The sequence below is a fragment of the Meridianimarinicoccus aquatilis genome, assembly GCF_004358675.1.
In the GTDB taxonomy this organism is placed as follows: domain Bacteria; phylum Pseudomonadota; class Alphaproteobacteria; order Rhodobacterales; family Rhodobacteraceae; genus Meridianimarinicoccus; species Meridianimarinicoccus aquatilis.
Genome location: NZ_SMZO01000025.1, coordinates 23,031 through 41,583 on the forward strand (window position 1 = coordinate 23,031; position 18,553 = coordinate 41,583).

The 18,553-nt window shown below is 52.5% G+C and carries 19 protein-coding genes and 3 pseudogenes; 8 read left to right on the forward strand and 14 right to left on the reverse strand.

Translation table 11 applies throughout. The annotated features are described in order from the left end of the window. Window positions 1–49 precede the first annotated feature (49 nt). Window positions 50–1,052 (forward strand): annotated as a pseudogene (gene istA, locus E2L05_RS11890) (IS21 family transposase). Beyond that, window positions 1,030–1,259, forward strand: a pseudogene (locus tag E2L05_RS11895) (ATP-binding protein); the annotation flags it as partial. The pseudogenes istA and E2L05_RS11895, both read left to right, overlap by 23 nt. Before the next feature lie 79 nt (window positions 1,260–1,338). Here E2L05_RS11895 and E2L05_RS11900 read toward each other — a convergent pair. From E2L05_RS11900 to E2L05_RS11920, 5 genes are read right to left on the reverse strand one after another with little or no spacing between them, the layout of a single operon-like run. Further along, window positions 1,339–3,336 (reverse strand): hypothetical protein, encoded by a 1,998-nt coding sequence (locus tag E2L05_RS11900; protein WP_133343130.1) that lies wholly within the window; start codon window positions 3,334–3,336, stop codon window positions 1,339–1,341. Then, window positions 3,333–4,202 (reverse strand): flagellar motor stator protein MotA, encoded by an 870-nt coding sequence (gene motA, locus E2L05_RS11905; RefSeq protein WP_133343131.1) that lies wholly within the window; start codon window positions 4,200–4,202, stop codon window positions 3,333–3,335. The genes E2L05_RS11900 and motA overlap by 4 nt, the downstream gene beginning before the upstream one ends. Window positions 4,203–4,258: 56 nt before the next feature. Continuing rightward, window positions 4,259–4,858, reverse strand: a complete 600-nt coding sequence (locus E2L05_RS11910) for a MotE family protein (RefSeq protein WP_133343132.1) — start codon at window positions 4,856–4,858, stop codon at window positions 4,259–4,261. After that, a complete protein-coding gene (locus E2L05_RS11915; RefSeq protein ID WP_133343133.1) occupies window positions 4,855–5,238 on the reverse strand; it encodes a hypothetical protein in 384 nt (127 codons plus the stop codon). The genes E2L05_RS11910 and E2L05_RS11915 overlap by 4 nt, the downstream gene beginning before the upstream one ends. Before the next feature lie 7 nt (window positions 5,239–5,245). After that, a complete protein-coding gene (locus E2L05_RS11920; RefSeq protein ID WP_133343134.1) occupies window positions 5,246–5,731 on the reverse strand; it encodes a flagellar basal body-associated FliL family protein in 486 nt (161 codons plus the stop codon). 123 nt (window positions 5,732–5,854) lie between these two features. On the opposite strand from E2L05_RS11920, the gene fliF reads away from it, so the two are divergent. From fliF to fliP, 4 genes are read left to right on the forward strand one after another with little or no spacing between them, the layout of a single operon-like run. Then, window positions 5,855–7,537, forward strand: a complete 1,683-nt coding sequence (gene fliF, locus E2L05_RS11925) for a flagellar basal-body MS-ring/collar protein FliF (RefSeq protein WP_133343157.1) — start codon at window positions 5,855–5,857, stop codon at window positions 7,535–7,537. Then, the gene (locus tag E2L05_RS11930; protein WP_133343135.1) at window positions 7,537–8,142 is read left to right on the forward strand and encodes a flagellar biosynthesis protein; all 606 of its coding nucleotides are present in this window, start codon (window positions 7,537–7,539) and stop codon (window positions 8,140–8,142) included. Before fliF ends, E2L05_RS11930 begins: the two co-directional genes overlap by 1 nt. Beyond that, complete coding sequence (locus tag E2L05_RS11935) at window positions 8,135–8,434, forward strand: FliM/FliN family flagellar motor switch protein (RefSeq protein WP_243721954.1); 300 nt, start codon at window positions 8,135–8,137, stop codon at window positions 8,432–8,434. Before E2L05_RS11930 ends, E2L05_RS11935 begins: the two co-directional genes overlap by 8 nt. A 12-nt stretch (window positions 8,435–8,446) precedes the next feature. Then, window positions 8,447–9,190: a flagellar type III secretion system pore protein FliP gene (gene fliP / locus E2L05_RS11940; protein ID WP_243721955.1), complete on the forward strand. Its 744-nt coding sequence runs from the start codon at window positions 8,447–8,449 to the stop codon at window positions 9,188–9,190. A 9-nt stretch (window positions 9,191–9,199) separates the two neighbouring features. Here the strand turns inward: fliP and E2L05_RS11945 are convergent. From E2L05_RS11945 to E2L05_RS11985, 9 genes and pseudogenes are all read right to left on the reverse strand, one after another. Beyond that, window positions 9,200–9,672, reverse strand: a pseudogene (locus tag E2L05_RS11945) (IS5 family transposase); the annotation flags it as partial. A gap of 6 nt (window positions 9,673–9,678) precedes the next feature. Then, a complete protein-coding gene (locus tag E2L05_RS11950; protein WP_133343136.1) occupies window positions 9,679–10,518 on the reverse strand; it encodes a DUF1217 domain-containing protein in 840 nt (279 codons plus the stop codon). Continuing rightward, the gene (gene flbT, locus E2L05_RS11955; RefSeq protein ID WP_133343137.1) at window positions 10,515–10,922 is read right to left on the reverse strand and encodes a flagellar biosynthesis repressor FlbT; all 408 of its coding nucleotides are present in this window, start codon (window positions 10,920–10,922) and stop codon (window positions 10,515–10,517) included. The genes E2L05_RS11950 and flbT overlap by 4 nt, the downstream gene beginning before the upstream one ends. Then, window positions 10,919–11,296 (reverse strand): flagellar biosynthesis regulator FlaF, encoded by a 378-nt coding sequence (gene flaF, locus E2L05_RS11960; RefSeq protein WP_243721956.1) that lies wholly within the window; start codon window positions 11,294–11,296, stop codon window positions 10,919–10,921. The genes flbT and flaF overlap by 4 nt, the downstream gene beginning before the upstream one ends. A gap of 88 nt (window positions 11,297–11,384) precedes the next feature. Continuing rightward, window positions 11,385–12,596, reverse strand: coding sequence for a flagellin (locus E2L05_RS11965; protein WP_133343139.1), 1,212 nt, complete (start codon window positions 12,594–12,596; stop codon window positions 11,385–11,387). 697 nt (window positions 12,597–13,293) lie between these two features. Continuing rightward, window positions 13,294–14,319 carry a hypothetical protein gene (locus E2L05_RS11970; RefSeq protein WP_133343140.1) on the reverse strand — a complete coding sequence of 342 codons (1,026 nt, stop codon included), beginning with the start codon at window positions 14,317–14,319 and terminating at the stop codon, window positions 13,294–13,296. After that, window positions 14,316–14,678: a hypothetical protein gene (locus tag E2L05_RS11975; protein ID WP_133343141.1), complete on the reverse strand. Its 363-nt coding sequence runs from the start codon at window positions 14,676–14,678 to the stop codon at window positions 14,316–14,318. The genes E2L05_RS11970 and E2L05_RS11975 overlap by 4 nt, the downstream gene beginning before the upstream one ends. Window positions 14,679–14,732: 54 nt before the next feature. Continuing rightward, entirely contained in the window at window positions 14,733–16,706 is a 1,974-nt protein-coding gene (locus E2L05_RS11980) for an alpha/beta fold hydrolase (protein WP_133343142.1), read from the reverse strand. 338 nt (window positions 16,707–17,044) lie between these two features. Further along, entirely contained in the window at window positions 17,045–17,293 is a 249-nt protein-coding gene (locus tag E2L05_RS11985; RefSeq protein WP_133343143.1) for a hypothetical protein, read from the reverse strand. Between the two features lie 39 nt (window positions 17,294–17,332). On the opposite strand from E2L05_RS11985, the gene E2L05_RS20785 reads away from it, so the two are divergent. Further along, on the forward strand, window positions 17,333–17,491 hold the full coding sequence (locus E2L05_RS20785; RefSeq protein ID WP_165971748.1) for a hypothetical protein: 159 nt from the start codon (window positions 17,333–17,335) through the stop codon (window positions 17,489–17,491). A gap of 111 nt (window positions 17,492–17,602) precedes the next feature. After that, window positions 17,603–18,451, forward strand: a complete 849-nt coding sequence (locus E2L05_RS11990; protein WP_133343144.1) for a CPBP family intramembrane glutamic endopeptidase — start codon at window positions 17,603–17,605, stop codon at window positions 18,449–18,451. Window positions 18,452–18,553 lie beyond the last annotated feature (102 nt).

Genomic DNA, 18,553 nt, shown 5'->3' on the forward strand with positions numbered 1-18,553 from the left:
TGAACACGTTTCCCCGACGGATTCGGCCGCGGGATTTGGAGTGATCGACATGGGATTTTTGAGTGTTATCAAACGCGGGGCATTGCGTGGCAAAATACCAATCCGCGAGAATTCTTGGCGCACCGTGCTGTCTCGCAACACCATCAGAAAGTACCTGCGCCAAGGCGCTGTAGAGCCGAAGTTCAAGACGCTCAAGCGTCCAAGCAAGCTGGATCCCTATGCGGATCGGCTGTCTGCATGGCTTCTGATCCAGACTCGGAAGTCACGCAAAGAGCGGCGAACGGTGAAGCAGATGCATGCTGATCTCGTGAAGCTGGGATATGACGGCTTCTATGAACGCGTCGCGGCTTTTGCGCGGTCTTGGCGTGACGACCACCATCGCGCTGAACAGACGACGGGGCGCGGCACCTATGTGCCTCTGGTGTTCCAGCCGGGTGAAGTCTTCCAGTTCGATTGGAGCGAGGACTGGGCCAATATTGGCGGTGACAGGGTCAAGCTGCAGGTCGCCCACCTTGGACCTGTCGCACAGCCGAGCGTTTCTGGTGCGCGCGTACCCTCTACAAACCCATGAGATGCTGTTCGATGTGCACTGGCATGCTTGCCTTGTGTTTGGCGGCGTGCCGAGCCGTGGGATTTATGACAACATGAAGACGGCGGTGGATCGCGTGGGGCGCGGCAAACATCGCGACATCAATGCCCGCTTCAAAGCAATGGACAGCCACTATCTTTCTGTTGTGAAGGGCAAATTTGGTGCCCTGCGCAATGGCGCACCGTTCACGGAGATGCCGGATGCCTTCCGCCGTCTGCAGGATCACATGCTACTCAAGGACGGCGGTGACAGGGAAATGCTCGACATCCTCTCACTGGTTCTCCAGCACAGCGAGGCAGACGCCCTGTGCGCAGTGGAGCTGACACTTGAAGCAGGCGTCCCCACCGAGACACATATCCTGAACCTGCTGCACCGATTGATCGACCGCAGACCGACACATCACCCAGAGGTTGATCCGCCAGAAGCTCTGGCATTGCAGACATCTGCTCAGCAAGCTTTATGAGCGCACCAGCGTAATCATAACCAAAACCTCAGCTTCTCGGAATGGGCACAGGTCTTCGGTGACGCAAAGATGACCACCGCGCTCCTCGACCGCCTCACACACCGCTGTCACATCCTGGAAACCGGCAACGGCTGCTACCGCTTCAAGGCCAGCTCTGAAGCAGCGAGGAAAATACGAAAGGAGACCAAAACATTGACCACGTCATAGACAACGGCGCATAACTGAGGGTGGGTCAAATCTCGGTGAAAATACCGGGTCAGTTCTCAGTGACAATCAATAGGGTTGCTCACCAATTCGTAAGAAGCGTATCCATTCTGTCTCTGATAGCCACAGCTTCGGCCAAAGAACGCTCGCCTCGAGCGAGCACTTCGTTCAGAGCTGACTCATGAGTTGATCGCACGTTGGAAGTATCATCGTATAGCGCGTCACTTTCAACCGCACTATGGGAAGTGTCATCTAATGTCGGATTTACGATAACGTTCCCTCGGATAGTCAAAGCATTGGAGTCCTCTAAACCGGTTCCATTATCCATTTCGGCTGCTTGCAGTCCAGATTCTTGTTTAATCTCAGCAACGCGTTTCAGAAAATTATCCTTTCCGGAACCGTTCAATTCAGTGAACCAAGTTCGGTTATGAAGTGATGCAGAGACCGCCAAGATCTCTCCGCGTGTCGCGGTTTCAGCAACCGATGAAAGAGTTTCTTCAAACACGGGATGCAGTGAAGCGGGCAATAACTTAGTTTCGCTTTGCAGTTGGTCTAGATACGACAGCGCAGTTGTTGCCTGACCTTTCTTTGAAAGGCTCTGAGTGTAGAATGCAATTGCCTCCAGTTGGCTCTCTTGGTTTGGTGAATCCTTGATAGATGCCTCAATGAATATACGGTCCGAGAGGTCCAATCTAGAATTGGTGATAACTTCCAACACAGTGTCACCGAAATGTTCGTTTGCTAGCTCGCCTTGCCATCTACTCGGAATACCTGTCTGAGCTCTTTCGTGTCGAGCGCCCACTTGTTGGTCGGCGAGGGGGGGCCGTTCTATTGGGTCAAATTGGGTTGTAGATGAAACGCTTGCGCGTCCCACTGAGGCCAAAGCAAGTGATGCATCTTCAGGGCGGAAGATATCCGTGAATTTCTGCGCGATAGAAGGTGCCAGATGTGATCTAAGCGTAATTGGCAGGGCCGACAGCGTTCGCAGCAGGCTTTGAGCGTCGAAATCGTACCGAGTAAGTTGTGTGGGAGGCGCAGCCAAAAATGCCCAAACTGATGCCATACCAGAACAGGAAATAAACTCGATTGGATAGGCCGCATTCGGATTTCCTGGGGTGTCTACAATATCCGCAATTGGGTCTAGAAATTGAACGTCCGATTCTTTATTCGAAAATGTAGACAGAACCAATTTCGCCTCTGCGCCAAACCCGAGTAATAGGTAGGTATTGAAGAGTTCAAGCACAGTTTCCTCTGTGGGGTTATCAATTTCCGAAGCAAGATTCTTCATTGCAATCGCAAGCGCGAATAATTGTTCGCCGGGTTGCATAGAGGCATTTTTCAAATTCATGAAGTCCAGTGTAGGGCAGATGTCTTCTGATTTCATTGTGGCAGCAGATGTCGCAGGATATGCGTCGAGCGCATTGGAGATAACAATCCCTTGGTCTATGAGACTTGTTCCGCCTAAGGATCGTTCTTGGGGAGTTGGTGAAAGAATTCCACCCGCGACATTCTCAGAAATTGCACGAAGTATTTTGAAGTTTTTGGGTAGGGTTTTGGATAGTGCACCCGGCATAAATCCTACTAGTGATGGGGCCCGTTGCAGATCGATTGACTTCGTTGTGACGAAACCACTCGGCAGCGAACTGCTGGGAAGTGGCTCTCTTAGGTCACTAGCGGTTGAAGCAATAAGTCCACTATGTCTTGGTGTATTCAAGTTATCGCTGTCACGGACATCGACAACGAGTGTGCTTTGATCATGCGCGAATGCATGCATCTTGCACTTGCAGCTTGAAATAACTTCAAGTCCCTCTGAAGATCGAAATACATCGGTAATACGAGTTCTCGGAATGAATTCGAAAATAGAAGACAGATCAAATTGTAGCGCTCGCGAATTAGGTGGTGATACCAGTCGAACTCCAGATTTACTTTTCTCTATCTTCCAATTCTCAGCAGGAGAATCGAGGTAAAAAACAAGTCGCGAGAAGTTCTCGTGCTCACCTGAGCGCACCAGTATTTGAGCTTTAGCTGATAGCGGGCTTAGAGCCGTAATAATGGAAAGAAGTAGAGCAATTTTTATCATGCCGCACTCTGTTTGGTTGATTTAATTGCTTCATCAAGGTCTGTAAATGTTGGTCGCACATGGCCGGGCGCACTTTGCCTGCCTACTTCAATACAGATATTAGTTGGATGATTGTGAAGGTTGGCCACAAGAACTTCGCGAATAAGTTGATAAAAATAGTTATCTTCTTCAATAACAGTCTTCATGCGTGCGGCGAACGGACCGACTAAACCATATGCCAGAAAAACTCCAAGGAATGTACCGACGAGTGCACCACCAATTAGTCTACCAAGAACCTCTGGTGGCTGATCGATTGAAGCCATGGTCTTTATAACTCCCAGAACTGCGGCAACAATTCCTAGCGCGGGAAGCCCATCTGCCATGGATTGTAGTGCGTGACTCGAGTGCATTCGATGGTGAAAGGTCTCTTGAATTCGTTTTTCTAAAACCTCTTCTACCTGATGAGGATCATCAAAGTTCATTGCGGCTGACCTTAGGGTGTCACAAGTTAGTTCAACAGCCTCGGAATCTGATTGTATCTTTGGATACTTAGAGAAGATCGACGATGCTTTGGGGTTTTCTATGTGGAGTTCTAATTCTACAGGGTTCTGTTTTGCAAGCCTAATCAACTCGAAGAGTAGGCACAGTAAATCTTTGTAGTCATCCGGCCGCCAATTTGGACCCTTAAAGACCTTTCCAATATCCCCTATTGAATGCTTAATCGACGACTTGTCGTTTGAGATAGTGAATGCACCGATTGCAGCACCTCCAATCATAATAAACTCAAAGGGCAACGCCTTGAGTATTATTCCCATTTTGCCACCGGCAGCGATGTATCCGCCAAAAACCATTACAAAAACGATAGCGATGCCAATAATTCCAATCATGTTCAGTGTCCCGTCGTTTTAATTCCAGAAGAGAATTATCACATTATAGTCGATAGCTATTTTTGAGAGGGTTCGATATTTCTTCCTGCCATAACAACACTTATCGAGTAGGCGCTTTCCGGCTCCAGACTCGCAACAATATTCGCTGCTGTTTCAGGTTGCATGCGAGCAAGAAATCCAGCCGCGAAACTAGGCGGCATTTTTTGAAACACCTTTGCTGCATCTTTCGGCTTCATGCGTTCATACACAGATACCAACTGTGTCACGTCTTTTTCTGCTGCTGTTCTAGCAACGGACATCATTCCTTCTAGGTCCTGCTGCACATTAACCAGTTGCTCCATTCTCGATTCAGCTTCTTGCTTTAGTTCTTCAAGTCTCTTTCGACGCCATTCTAGTTCGCCCTCTTTTTTCTCAAGAAGGGCTTTGCGCTGTTCTAGGTCCAGTAGGATTTCATCGATTTGTGTTGCGCCAAATCCAATATCTGATTGGGGATACTCCGTCGTCCGCTCCATAAGGCCGTCCACCTCAAGGGCGATGGCTGTCGCCGTGCCTCCGGCGAGACGAATTGCAGCGGAGGTCACAAGCAAGGCAGCGATTATTGATGTTGTGCTTCCCCAATGGGGCCTTCGGCGTGGAACTCGGTTCTGTACGCTCATTCACCTGCCTCCATTCTGGCCGCTACAAGTTTTCTGCGTCGAAAAGTTGGCTGCGCTACGTCTGCTCGTGTAGGCGGTGGGATATCTGAGGAGACAGGGCTGATTTCTGCAACCCGCTCCAATAGCTGTCTGAGTTCATTGGACGCTTGTTCAGCTCGCTTCGCGCTTTCGTCGAGCGACGATGTTGATGCTTGCGCTTCGGAATTGGCACGTTCGAGTGCGCGGGTCATCTCATTGACTTCTCTTGACAGATTGGAAATCGCGCCGCCGACACCAGTTTCTAGATTTCGAAATTGATTGAGCTTTCGAGACAGGATCAGGCAGTAAAACGCAGCCCCAAGGGCGCCTGCTATGAGAAAGATGTCTGCAATAAGAGCCATTTTACACCTATGAAATCAGAAATTTGGTGACGAGTAGGCTTTTCACTTTGCCTTCGCCGACGGTCACCTGAATACGCCTGAGGAGTTGCATCCTTGTGCGAAGCAAAACGGCTGGATTTTCAATGTCGGCCAAGTCTATCGCACGCAGATAGGTGTTCATGACATCGAGTATTTTGGGCATCATTGCTGCGACGTCTTTTTCATATTCAGAGGAGACTTCAAGTTCAGCTTCCAAGCGCAGTTGGCGAATGGGGTTTGTCCGAGTCAGACTGATCATAAGGGGCTCAATCGGAACAAATGCTATCTCACTTGAAGCCTGCAAAGAGGGTCGATGGCCTTCTAGATCGTCGGAGCCCTCACCGCCAAGCGGGTTGGGAATCAACCCCGTGCTACTCAAGAAAAAACTCGCGCCACCTAGAATAGCTGCGCCCAACACCCCAAGAACAAGTGGTTTTCTAGATGCTGCAGGTGCATCCTGCGATTGGTCTGTCATGATTTGCTCCGAATCTGCCACCTGCGGATACGTAACATCATGGTGGCTAACCGATTGTTAAGCCGCGTCAGCGCATGGTGCTTGCAAGTTGGCGACCAACCACTCCTGGAAAGGGTTTTGATCGTGCAGAATGTTGCTGCCATTTGGTCCGCTCTAAGTATGCGGAAGAAACTTGTCGTAATAGTCGCAACCCTCGGCGTCTTTGCATCGGTTCTTGCTCTGTCTAGGATGGCCGCAACACCGACACTGGCCCTGCTTTACTCGGGTCTGGATGCGAAGCAGTCTGGCGAGGTCCTCCAAGAGCTCGAACAACAAGGGGTTACATACGCGATCCGCGGTGATGGGATATTTGTACCCTCAGGGATACGCGACAGCCTGCGCATGCAGCTTGCCGCAAATGGTGTTCCGTTGACCGGCGGAGCTGGTTACGAACTGCTTGACGGGCTGTCAGGCTTTGGGACGACGTCTCAGATGTTTGATGCAGCTTACTGGCGCGCCAAAGAAGGCGAGTTGGCCCGAACCATATTATCAAGCCCCGAGGTTCGTCAGGTTAGGGTGCATATAGCCAATCCGATGGGAGGACCGTTTCAACGCGGGGCAGAAACTACGGCGTCAGTAATGATAACGTCGAAATCTGGGTTAATTTCCAATTCTTCAGCTCAAGCTTTTAGCTTTCTAGTTGCTTCGGCTGTGCAGGGCATGCGCCCAGAAAATGTTGCGATCATCGATTCATTGTCTGGCCGGATCATCGGTCAAAACAATGCCGCAGGAAGCTTACAGAACGGGAGCGTGACCCAAGAAGCTACGCTCAAAAGAAGTGTTGAACGGCTCTTGACAGCGCGCCTGGGTCCCGGGAATTCGGTTGTGGAAATTGCAATTGATCCAGTCACCGAAACAGAAACGATCCGGGAACGTCGCCTTGACCCTCAATCTCGCGTCGCGATAAGCACAGACGTTGAGGAACTCACCTTTTCTGACCAGAACAGCGGCGGCGGCGGATCTGTTACAGTTGCAAGTAATTTGCCTGGAGGGGATGCTGCGCAACCGGGCGAGGGATCGCAAACCCAGAACTCTGAAACGCGTACAGTAACAAACTTTGAGATTTCGGAAATCACACGCGATGTCGAACGGCAAGCCGGAGCAATCAAGCGCCTGACAGTCGCCGTCCTTCTAAACAGTTCGGCCTTTGCGAATTTTGATGACACCGAACGCACTCCTTCGCTTGAACAGGAACTGAGTGACATTCAAGATCTCGTGTCCGCATCCGTAGGTTTTGATGAAGCGCGAGGCGATCAAATTTCAGTCAAGGCAATGATGTTTGAGCCTCTGGTCGCGCTAGGAACGTCCGCACAGGAAAACAGTTGGCTGTCGGTAATGAACACGAATTCAATGCAACTGATCCAATTGCTCGTCTTAGCCATCGTTACAGTAGCAATTTCTGTCTTCGTGGTGCGGCCAATTCTTGTCGGTTCAAGGGCTGCGCAGTTTAAACAGGAAGCACTTGAGAGTTTTCCCATTGAAAATGCGGAAGATCAACAGTTGGCGGATCGATTAGACTCAACCCAGTTTATCGCTCACCAGGGGACGATTCAGAATGTTTCAAGTGCAAGAACAAAAAACGGTGTACTTTCTCAAGAATCATTGGATATCACCGGGGTCGACGCTGACGGTGATGCCATGAAGTTAAAGACAGAAAAAATTGATACTATTTCACAATTGAAATCGCTTGTTGAGATGCGCCAGCCAGACACCGTTGAAATCCTCCGAAATTGGCTCGAGGACGATACATTCGAGGAGAGAGCTTGATGACCATTGTTTTGGTTCTAGAGGACTTTGATTCACCTCCGTCCAAAAGAGAGAATGAGGGTGAAATGGTTGCTGCGCAAGATCAAGAAAGCGACCGCCTCAGCGCCTTCGAAAAAGGATACAAAGCCGGTTGGGACGACTCCTCCAGCGCACTTTCAGCCGAGAACCAGCGCCTATCAGTCGACTTTGCAACAAACCTGACAGACCTTTCCTTCACATATCACGAAGCGCGCACCCATATTTTAAAAGGTTTCGAGAGTCTTTTAAAGCAATCGACAGAGAAACTGTTGCCTCAAATTGCGAAGGCGGCTCTCCCTCAACTGATTTGGGAACAAATCGAACACTTGGCTGAGACCTCTGCCTCGCGTCCCCTTACTTTGCTTGTTTCCCCCGAAGCTCGTGCAGATGTTGAGAGCATTCTACCAAAGGACACCAGTATTCCGATTGAAGTTCGGGAAGAGCAAACTTTGGCAGAGGGGCAAGTGTACCTTCGCTCTGGCGTGACGGAAGTGGGAATCGACACTTCTGCGGTGCTTTCAAAAATTGAAGTGGCTGTTAATGAGTTTTTCCAAACACAGACAGAGGAAAACAAAGCGCATGGATAAGACTCAAAGAGGCATGGATGCCATTGCAGCGGATTCCGTAAACAATTCTTTCTCTAAGCTGCCAATAGAGGTGAGGGTGACCGTTGGTCGTGCAAGGCCAACAATTGATGAATTGCTATCGATGTCTGTTGATTCCGTTCTTACGCTTGACCGCAGCTTATCTGATCCCGTTGAGTTATTTGTTGGGGAAAAACTCATTGCAAAAGGCGTTTTAGAGGAACTTGGAGGAAACGGCGTGGGTCAACTTGCTGTGCGTTTGTTGGAGGTCGCTAATGACAACGAACAGTTATGAAGGCCGATTTTAGTGCCGCGCCCTAAATCTTCATATTGCGCCCTGGTAGCCACCTGGCTTTTTATTTGCTGGCCGAACTTTGCCGAACCGCAAGGCTTAGGTGAGGTGTACCTTGGGCCCGATATGTTGTCGGCCCGCGCCGTGCAACTCTTCGTTTTGCTAACTGTGCTGAGCTTAGCGCCAGCCATCGCAATTATGGTTACAGCATTTCCTTTCATAGTTACAGTATTGGCAATATTGCGACAAGCGATTGGCTTGCAACAATCTCCACCAAATATGTTAATTGTAAGTCTTGCACTATTCCTCACCTACTTCGTAATGGATCCGGTTTTTCAATCAGCCTGGGAGGCGGGTGGTGCCCCGTTAATGAACGGCAGCATGAGCATTGAAGATTCATTTCATGCCATCTTAGGACCTTTTCGAAACTTTATGTTAGGTCGGCTGGATCCGGAAACCTTTAAAGCGCTTTCTGAATTAAGGAATGGTACACAGCTAGAATCTCTTGGTGCAGATTCCGCGCTCTCGATTATTATTCCCTCCTTTTTGCTTTCTGAGATATCTAGAGCATTTGAAATTGGTTTTCTTATCTTCCTGCCGTTTCTAATTATCGATCTGGTCGTAGCTGCTATTTTGATGTCGATGGGGATGATGATGGTTCCACCAGCAATCGTGGCGCTCCCTTTCAAACTAGCGTTTTTTGTGATTTCTGACGGATGGACACTTGTATCTGAAGCGCTGGTTCGAAGCTACTTTTAGGGTTAAGATTCACAACCAGAAGACCACGACAGCAGCGAGTGCGATGGCTGAGAGGAAGACTTTGGAACAGCGGTCATAGCATGTCACCACGCGTCTACAATCCTTGAGCCCGCCAAACATGATCTCGATGCGGTTGCGCCGTTTGTATCGGCGCTTGTCGTATTTGACTGTCGTCTTGCGCGGCTTTCGACCCGGGATTCAGGCGCGTATCCCTTTGTCTTTCAATGCTTCTCGGAGCCAGTCAGCGTCATAGCCACGATCTCCGAGCAGCCATTTGCCGTTTGGCAGGCCGCTGAGCAGCGCTGGTGCGCCGATATAATCGCTGATCTGTCCCGCGGTGACGAACAGATCCATTGGTCTTCCCTGGCTGTCACAGATTGCGTGCAGCTTGGTGTTCATGCCGCCCTTGGTGCGACCGAACAGACGACCACGCCCCCCTTTTTAGCGGCCATGCTGGTCGTTGTTCGATGTGCCTTGAAGTAATGACCTCAGCCGGAATACAGTACCGAGAGAAGGGAAGTAGTTCCAAATCCACCTGAGATACCTGTCAGCAAACTCAACGCAGGTGATGTGGCCAAAGATGCTTGGCCATTATTGATTTCATTCATCAACAAATAGCGGTTTCGCAGACTTTCTGCAGCATTGGGGTCGATAAAATCTGCGACTTCGGGAAGTCCAAATACTTCCTCCGACCTAGCTCTGAATACAACCAATTGCTGATCAATATCAAGCGCCGCAAAGGTTTCTGGCAAATTCAACGCGGTTTCGAACACTTCTCGCAACGGCGAACTGCCCATAACCCCATACCATCGGGCATCGGCGGATGACGAATTCTCCAAAACAGTTTCTAGCTCTCGCTCCAATCCCAATGCGAGCCGCAGTTCCGGTTGAACGTCCCCAACGGCGACCTCGAACGTTTGGTCTTCATAGGCGGATAGGATTTCGTCGGGAAATGACGACAATGCTGTGCGAGGCTCGCCTAATCCTCCAAACCCAAACGCCTTTGAAAGTGCTGCATAACGAGCGTCACTTAAGCGATTAGCCAAACTGTCATCGGCTATAACGCCTTCTTCTAGAACCTTGCGTATAAAGAACTTGTTGGAAACATCTTCTTGCAAACCAAAAGCGCTCAGAGCTACTTTCATAAGAGTAAAGTCGCCAACCAATTGTTCTGCCGAGCTTATATTGCCAATATTCTCGCGGAAATAGTTCATTTCGCGCTGAGCAACTGGCGAAGCATTCTGAAGCAGCTTTTGACTTTCAATAGTTCGATTAAGGAAGTTCCAGCCAGTGAGTCCTCCAACCGGCAGTAGGGGTTGAAAGGTCATGATGAAAGACCAGCTGCCATAAGCCTATCTTCCCGAGGGAGCAAAACTCGCAATGCCTTCAGTGCCGGGTAGAACTGGCTCTGTGTCACAAATCGAGTGGCATCAGACAAGAGTATTCGGCTATCCCTATCGGTAAAAACTTGACTCAATTGCTCTATTCCGACCAACAGTTGGCGTCGGGCCTTGGCGGGATTCGCGTCACCGGTCAGAACAAGTTGTGCAAGGTAACAAACGCGTCGTACCGGCGTAGTTACATCATCCGGATGGATGGCATCTTTAAGACGCAGGATATTTGCATTCGGGGTCACTATATTCAGGCGGCTTCGACGCTCGCCATTTTCAATGACAGCACCATTAATTAAAATTCGTTCGCCAGGACCCAGCTTAAGGACCAAACCGGTCATGTTGGTCTCACACTTGAGCGCAGACCGCCCATAACCGCGGTATTGACATCAATCAGAGCATCTACAGTGGCCTCGCGCTTTAGTACTTTCCGACTGTGCGCCACCGTAAACTCTGCAAGATAAAACAAACCAGCGCGCGTTTCTTGTGATAGCCTGTTTCCGCCACTGGCCACATCGGCGGCAAGCATTGTCCAAAGACGCCTATTATCGTGCACGGCCTTTGCCAACTTGACCGTTTGTGTTGGCGAAGGCACAGACGCCTGATTGAGCGCCCGCGTGACACGAACAAAGGCTTCATACTCAATACTTTTTGGGCATCGTACCGCTTGGTTTACCGGATCATAGGCCGTTCGAGCCCTATCAATGACGCTCACTGCGTGTCCCTCCATGGTGCTTCATTCCCGTTTCACGGCTATCGTGTGCTGAAAAGAGTGACGCCAGTTAAGGCGCCACCCGTATCTGTTAACGGAACAGTGAAAGCACGCTTTGCGGTGCCTCGTTTGCAATAGACAGTGCTTGAATACCCAACTGCTGCTGCACCTGAAGTGCTTGAAGCCGAGCTGAGGCTTCTTCCATGTTCGCATCGACCATCGAACCGATCCCCGTTTTCAGCGAGTCGGTCAATTTGGACACAAAGTTCGATTGGATTTCGACCTGCGCAGCGTCAGACCCGAAAGCTGCTGCCGCATCAATGGCGGTCTGGGTCAAAGTCTCAATTGACGACAGTGCGGCCTGAGCGTTAGCAAGGGAACTCACATCAAGGCCCGCCAGCGCACCAAGACCGCCTGAGCCGGCATTCGTGAATTGCCCCCCGACCTGCACCGATTCGGTGCCAGAGTTGGTGATTACCAAAGTGCCGCTGACCGAACTGTCATAGTCGACGGTCACGTTTTCCCCAGTCGCTTCGATCGCACTTTTCAGGCCCACCGCAATAATGTCTTCCGTTGTGGTCGAGGCCACATCGGAGGCCGTCACGGTGTAGCTTACTTCACTTTCACCAACACGCATCGTGATCTTGTCGCCGGCAGCGTAAGTCGGGTCTGCAATAACAACTGTACCACTATCGGCCGTACCGCCGGTTCCATCCAGTGAGAAGCCGAAAGCATCGGCGTCATCGGCAGCCACACCAGTTGTTCCAGTAAATGCGGCCTTAGCTGTATAGCCACCTGTCGACAGATCCTGCCCTGAAACTGTGATGTAAGACGCAGTGACATTCCCCGAACTATCGCGATCAAGCGACGATAGGACGTCAGTGCCCGATGTATTTCCGTCGACAAGATTCAAGCCGTTGAATTGAGCGGCACTGACAACCGAGGCGATCTGCTCTTTCAGAGCTGTTACGTCGCTGTTCAACTTTGTACGGTCCACGTTGTCGCCAGTAGCAGCTGCGACCTTTTCCTTCACTTGGATCAGCAAATCAGTGATGGTTTCGGCAGCCTGCTGAGCAACCGCTACGGTCGACTCACCAAGTGACAAGCTGTCAGAGATCGATTTGAAACCGCTAACATCTGATTCCATCACTTTTGAAATCGCCCAAACAGCAGAATTGTCCTTTGCGTCAGCCACACTTTTACCAGTGGCGATCTCGCTTTGCGTATCCTCGAGCCCCGAGTTAATCCCTTTGAGTGTTTGAAGCGCGACCATTGCGCTGGAGTTAGTCAGAATGCTGGACATGTCTATTCTATCCTGTGCTCAGGTGCTTTTGCACCTATTTAGATGAACCGCGCCTTTGCGCAGCACGAGTGTCGTTCTGACATGTGCGGATGCCTTCTCGATCCGCGCCATCCTTTCGAATGCCCTTCCTAGGTACCGCCCGACTTCCTAAGAGTTGGCTAAGGCACAGAAGTCATTACATTGCATTTTATTGAAATTTATTGGGTTTCAGAGAATTTTGGTGGGCTTCGACGTATTCACAAGAAGTTGGATGTCAAAAAATGTGGGCGGAAAGACTTGCCGGTCTATTGGTTGGCTGAGGCTATATATTTGCGACGGCGGCGCTTTCTGTGCGTCGTGCAAGCAGGCACGCTTCGGGCGAACCGAACTTTCTCTTCTGTTACACTCAAGATCACTTCCACGATGACAATGTAACGACGCACTGACAGTCGCCGTTAGGTAAACTCAGCGAAACAAAGCTCAGGAAAATTTCGAAGAAACGTGCATTTTCTGGGCCACGAGGCGTTCGGAAATACAGCGGTAAGGAGAAATTCTGCTAACTGGTTTTGGGAAAAAACGGCGTGGCTCGAAACGATCGTAAACTATATTGCGCGGTCATTGTCCTTGGCTTGAGCCCTATCGATGGTAACACGCCCCACGTTGAGGGCGTTCAGTCCATGACTAGCGCCGCAGATCGCAGGCCAGCGTTTCGGTACGTTCAACCAAGGGTCGCGAGGAGAGCCCGCATCAATTCCCGAGGGTCCTTTTCCATATTCGGCAGCAAAACGTCACGGACGGCGCGGTTAAGCGCTCTGTCGGCTGCGGCTGCACTCGCGTCTTCGTGGTCGACGGCAATCTCCAACGCCTCAACGGCATATAGAACGGCGCCCGGAACGTTGGCCACACCTTGCAGAAGCGCACTAAGGCCCATGTGTTCGACCTGATTATCGTTAGTTGGCGGCCCGACGAATGTTGGATCAAACCCCTCGACACCCCAAACCTGACTGGGTGTCAGCCCTTCACCGGTCGCGTACTGATGGATGTGCGGCACGCTGAAATGCCCCACAAACCCATGGCTAAAGAGAGGTCGGTGCGTGAGAGGGTTGTTGCGACTTGTGCCAGAAAGAAGCGCTTGCCAGATGAGAATGGTCGCCTCCCCGTCTGTTTTAGCATGAACTGCGTGCTCGGCCCGGGCTGCTTCCGGTAAGGATCGCACATAACTCCCAGCAAGCGGTAGAAGGGCCAGAGCGCCCTCCAATGCATCCGGCCGGGTGGCAAGAAACGCCCCATAAGCGTCGGACAAAAGATCGATGTGAATGGCACTTGCTTCAGACGCGAGAGCTTCGGTCAGGGAATAAACCGTCCAGCCGGCCTCAAGCAGTGCGGGTATCGAAACGTCCCAGAGCGAAGGCGGCAAGGATTGCCCGCGCAAGGTGCTGCGCGTGCTCAGTTCATCGATTGCGTCGGCATAGCCCAGAAGCGTGGCAGCGTCGACATGCCCGGCGGCAAGCCGTCCAAGATGATCGTCGACGCCAAGATCGCTTAGAACTCCGGTCGGGTGCAAACCGACCTCGAGAAGACGCGTTCGGATCACCTCGATATCAGCGTCAGTCGCGAGCGCCGCCACTTGGTTGCCGGGGTTGGTAATTTGCTCGATCGACAGACCTCCGCGCGATAGCAACCAAGACCCCGCGCCAATCGTCACGAGTGCAATGGAACCTAAGATGATGACCCATGACTTCATGGATGCCGTTCCTCACCGAAACCCTTCGGGGCATTGAGTGCCCGCGCCGCCACACGCGAAGCTGTCTCGATGCGATATTCACTTCTCGCGTAATCCTCGACCCCTTCCAACGCCGCGTCGATGATCGTGCAGTTTCCGGCGGCCCGCAGCATCGGCTTGCCCCAGAAGACCATGATGGCGTTGCTGTCCATCAAACCCGAATAGACTGATATCGCCGCGTTAGGCAGCTCGTCAAAAGCCGGCACATCCCAAAGGTAGTCGTGACACTCCGTCAGAACTTGCGTCCGCCGCTGGTCGAACGCCTGCGCCGGCATTGCCGTCAGCGCGAGGGTGGCGAAAAGGAGAAGGGGTTTGAGCATCTTACACCTCCTTTTTGCTCATTAAGGCCGCCGAAGCAGCGATGGTGAATGATGTCAACGGACGTCCAGAAGACTTCCGTCAGGCATCAGATACGGCAACCGCAGGTCGCTCGCGCAAGATGTGTCGATGGTGCTGCCCGGGGCTTCAAGAAATGCCTCGCCGATATCGCGGGCGCATTGGCTGAACAGCAACGCGCCGTGGCCAGCCTCGGGGAAAACGATGGCCTGACTGTTGGGCAAAGTCTCGGCCACCAACGGCCCCCAAGAGGACGCGGTCTGTGTGTCAATCTCGCCTGAAAAGACAAGGACGGGAAGGTCGGACGTTACAGGCTCCAGCCAGTTGTCGCGGGGCCGTTCCTCGAACAGATCGCAGATTGTGAACATACTCGGAACCGGGTCGGTCAGCGCAGATGCGAGCAGCGGCCCCATGCCAACGCTCTCGGTCGTTTTCACGAACCCTTCCGCCGAATTGAACCCATCGATAAAATCTTCTTGGCAGGCATAAAGAAGCAATTCGAACTCACCCTCTGCCACGGCCTCCAGAGTCGCGTTGTCAACCGCGATCAGATCGAAGACACGCGCAACATCGTCAGCACCCAGCAGAGCGATCATCGATGACAAGCGCGCGGCGGTGAGATCGTCGAAATGAGTCCGGACCAGATCGATCAGGGCACCCGCGCTTGGCGTCACGAACCGGAGGCTGAGGTAGTCGCGCGAAAAAGCGACCTGATCTGAGCGCTCCGGCAGGGCGGCAAGTGCGCGCTCCAACTCGTCATCGAAGTATTCGCCAAAAGTGACAGGCGCAGCTGCAGCGTCAATGTCTTCTTCCAATTGCGCCAGCATTTGGGCGGCGGTTCCCGACGCGAGCTCGATCTGATCCAGTGCATTCACGAATGCCTGCGCCAAGGCTTGCTCATCCGAGGTCAAGCCGATCGCCGCAGCCAGCGCGTCTTCGGCAGAAGGCTGCGGCGGGATGGCTTCTTGGAGCATTTGGCGCAACATCGTCACGTCTCCCTGCTCTAGCTGGGTAACGAGGGCCGGCGCGTAGGTCGTGAAGCCGCGAGTGGTCGGGTCGGCCCAGTTGTTCCGCGCCGCGGTGAAGATTGAAAAAAGCGTTCGCCCATCCACAGTGGTGCCATCCACCTCTAGCGGAGTGTCCTGCAATTGCTCAGCAAGATCCCAGAACCGTTGGGAAATTTCCGGATAAGCCTCTGCGCAGGTTGCATTCGCCTCGCACGGTGCAAAGGTATTGATAATCGACTGGCTGTGCGGCACGTAAAGCGTGTCATACAGCGCGACTTGTGGTGGGGCGACGCTGTCCAACACCACCGACCGCACTCTGTCGGGGGCTGTCCGCATCGTCTCCAGCGCCAGTTTGGTCCCGTAGGAGACGCCATAGATATTGTAGTCCCCATATCCCAATGCCGACATCACCGAGCCGACATCACGGGCATTCTGCGTCGTATTGAAAAGCGGCAAGTCAAAACCGCGCCCTTCAAGTTCGAGGATACACTCTGAGACGAGTCTGCCTTCAAGCTCTGGCATTTCGGCACCGGCAAGGCTGTCGGCGACGTCTTCAACGTTTTCCGCTAGCGTTTCAAAGCAATCCATATCCGGACCACTCGCATCGACGCCACGCTGGTCGAACGCGATGACGTCCCGGCGCCCACGCAGGTGATCGAAGAACAAACTGACGGAAGCCACAGACTGTACGGTCCCACCGCCGGGCCCCCCATGCAAGTAAACGACCGGATCGGCCACCGGCGCGAGAGAATGCGCACGGTACACAATGAAGGCGAGGTTAAGGCGATCACCGTCAGGACTGTCGTGATCCTCTGGCACTGATATCGTGCCGCAGACGACCGTCTGCCCGTCGATCTCGCTTGGTGCCACCGGCCGTGTGCATGGTGCCCGCGTGACCGGAAAGCGCGGATCGGGGCCACCGTTTAGCAGTTCCGGGAAAGTCGGTTCGTTCATCTCCCCGCCAAGCAGCGCCAGAAACACTGCCAAATACTGCTCTGGCGTCATTGGTGAACCTCGTGGACGACATATTGAAGCGAGACAACGGTACTACAGACTTTGCAAGGAATCCACGCTGATCCGTTTTGCGATCGCCACAACAGAGCTGTATCAGCTTTGGACCGCTGGAAAGTCCGGTCATCACGAATGGTGGGCTTTTCAAGCCAATCACGTACTTTCAACAACTGCCAATCAACAGTAAGCGTGAATGTCGAAGTTTCACCCATTTCTGAACGCTCTTGCATCAGTCGTTGCATGCGCGGCCAGTCAGCTTTCTCGCTTCCTGCAAGCGCCCTATCGGCGCAGAACGGTCTGTGCTCGGCCACTTCGAACGCCCCAGATGCTCTTTAAGAAAGGCTGAATGAAGTGTTGTCGCAGACGCTCGCCTCGACGCATGGGTCGGCACCCATCGCCGTCTTGTCGATGCGCACGGACGCGTGACACTGCATTGCGGCTGCGGGCTTTGCAAACCCTGACGCAGGCACGCCAATGGACTGCGCGTTGCCTTTCCAGATCGGAAGAAACACGAAGATGATCACAGCCTTCAAGTGGTCGAGGAAGGGCGGCGCGGATTGGACGATGCGTGGTCCCCGCACCTGGCTGACATCGCGGCTCGGCTTCCGAACGACAAAACCATGACCCTATGGCAATTCGCTCGACACACAGCCGGGGTCTTCACCTATACCGACAATGCCCCTGATGGAACGCCGGGCCTGATGGAAGGTGTCGTGACAGATCGCGCCGCGCTTCTGAGGCAAGTCGTCCCGCAGGACATGATCGATTTCGCGCAATAGACCCATTTTTTCGCATCCCTCAACAGGCTAGTCAGAAAAATGGAGTGGCTTTGACGAACGTGTGTTCCGTTTTCAGACGGCCAGAACCTAGGGATACGTTGGGGCGAAGCAGTGCTTCAGAACATTCAAAACTGGGCTGACAAAAAGCCATTGGCGGTCGCTAGCCTGTTTCTGCTCGCGGCAGCGTTATACTTTCTCGCACCAATCGTCTTTTCTGATCCGTCGCAATTATTCGGCCATGGAGGCAGGGATGTCGGCACCGATAGTTTCGCTCAGGTTCTCTGGCCTGAAATGAGACTAGCGGTCGCCATCATGTTGGCCGTCATGCTTGTCGGGATGGGCCGACGAACCGGGCTGACGACCTGGCCAAAAGCACCAGCGCTCCTTTTGACCTTCCCTTTTGTTGCATTCTGTATCTTCGTGATATTCACCCCCCTGCTTGTGAACAGGACTGGCCTTGATGGTGTCACGCTTTCGCCGTCAGACTGGAAAAGCATCTGGACCACTTGCATCGTGGCGGTGCTGGTGGGCTTCTTTGAAGAACTCCTGTTCAGGGGTATACTTCTTCGATCCTTGATGACCCGCATGAATGCTGCGCTGGCCGTGATTGTCGCTGCGATCGTTTTTGGCCTGTTTCACTATGTGAACTGGGTCAGCGGGCAGCCCCTCGGCATCACCACAATGCAGGTCCTTGGCGCGATGGCGGGTGGCCTTCTCTTCGGTGCCATCGTTCTGTGGACGGGATCGCTTTGGCCTTCGGTTTTCCTGCACGGCCTGTGGGATGCAAGCGTGTCTGTCTCTCAGACGCTTCAGCTTGACCTTTCCCCCAAAGGCGAGGTGACCGAGGTAACCCTCGATCCGCTCTCTGTCCTGACCAACCCGGAATTTGTTTACGGCGCACTCCTGTTGGCGGTATGGCTGCTCGTTGACAGTCGCAGGCGGCGCACCGGAACAAAGTGAATTGATGCCCTAATGTCTGAAGCATTGTTCAGAGCGACGCAAAGAGCACGATCAGACGGCGGCAAACGACTCATACCTCGGGAAAATCAACGCAATCTCAAA